This is a genomic window from Kineococcus glutinatus, assembly GCF_039542765.1.
In the GTDB taxonomy this organism is placed as follows: domain Bacteria; phylum Actinomycetota; class Actinomycetes; order Actinomycetales; family Kineococcaceae; genus Kineococcus_A; species Kineococcus_A glutinatus.
Window position 1 is genome coordinate 1 of the sequence record NZ_BAABIL010000868.1, and the last position, 1,351, is coordinate 1,351.

1 protein-coding gene is annotated in these 1,351 nt (G+C 74.5%); it reads right to left on the reverse strand.

The window, feature by feature from the left end:
- Window positions 1-30 precede the first annotated feature (30 nt).
- The gene (locus tag ABEB16_RS22185; RefSeq protein ID WP_345714326.1) at window positions 31-1,071 is read right to left on the reverse strand and encodes an iron-siderophore ABC transporter substrate-binding protein; all 1,041 of its coding nucleotides are present in this window, start codon (window positions 1,069-1,071) and stop codon (window positions 31-33) included.
- Window positions 1,072-1,351: the final 280 nt, after the last annotated feature.

Genomic DNA, 1,351 nt, shown 5'->3' on the forward strand with positions numbered 1-1,351 from the left:
GGCCACCGCCGGGAGGTCGTCAGGCCCTCGTCAGGCCTTCGCCTTCGTGGCCGCCTCGGCGAGCTGCGGGGCGAAGCGGTCCAGGAACCACGGGACGTTGAGGACGCTCGGCGCGGAGGTCGCGGTGATGAACGTCTCGTCCTCCAGCCACACCACGGCGTCCTTCGCGACCGCCGGGACGGTGGCGAAGACGGGGTCGGCGCGGAACTCCGCCAGCGGCATCTCGCCGTAGGCGACCAGCACGTCGGAGTCGACGTCGTGGATGCGCTCCTTGCTGACCTCGGTGTAGAAGGACGTCGCGCCCTCCGCGAGCGTCGCCACGCCGGGGGCGACCACCATGCCCATGTCGGTGAGCAGGTCGACGCGGGAGTCACCGGGCAGGTAGGTGCCCAGGCCGGCCGAGCTGGCGTAGACGTAGCTGAACGTCGTCCCGGCGAGGGAGGGGTTGGCGCGGCCGGCCGCCGCCAGCGACTCCTCGGTCCTGGCGACGAGCTCGGTCGCCTCGTCCTCCTTGCCGACCGCCCGGCCGACGATCGTGGTCTGGTCCTGCCAGGTCGTCTTCCAGGGCGCCTCGGGGTAGGCGACCGTCGGGGCGATGCCGGTGAGGGTGGCGTAGTCGTCGGCGGTGATGCCGGACTGCACGGCGATGACCAGGTCGGGGCGGGCGGCGGCGATCGCCTCGAAGGGGACCTCGCCGGAGTCGGCGCTCGGCATGAGCTCGGTCTTCGCGGCGTCGAAGTGCCCCTCCCACCACGGGAAGGTGCCGTCCTCGGAGGCGCCGTAGCTGCCGGTGGGGACCCCGACCGGCGTGACGCCGAGGCTGAAGAGCACGTCGGTGGCGCCCCAGCCGATGACGACGACGCGCTCGGGGGCGCTGTCGATCTCCGTGGTGCCCAGCGCGTGCTCGATGCTCACCGGGAAGGCGTCCGACGCCGATGCCGATGCCGATCCCGACGCAGAGGAGGACGAGGAGGACGAGGAGGACCCGTCGCCACCGCAGGCGGCGAGGGCGAGGGACGCCGCGGCGGTGGCGGCGAGCGCGAGGGCGCGGCGGCGGGGGAGGAGGTGCACGGGTGCTCCGGGGATCGGTGGCTGGACGGCCCACCGACGGGTGGGCGCCTCACATCATAGGCAAGGCTAACCTGATCACCCGTCCCGTCCACCCCGCTGCGGCGGGCCCGCGCCGGAAGGGCTCAGCGCGGCAGGCCGCTGCGCCGCCACCCGTCGATGCCCCGGTACGGGCCCCGCAGCAGCAGGTGCGCCCGGTCCGACCACGCCGACGTGACCAGCGGCCGCGGCCGCGGGCCCGGGCGGGAGGTCGTGCGCGCCAGCACCTGCACCACCGCGGCCA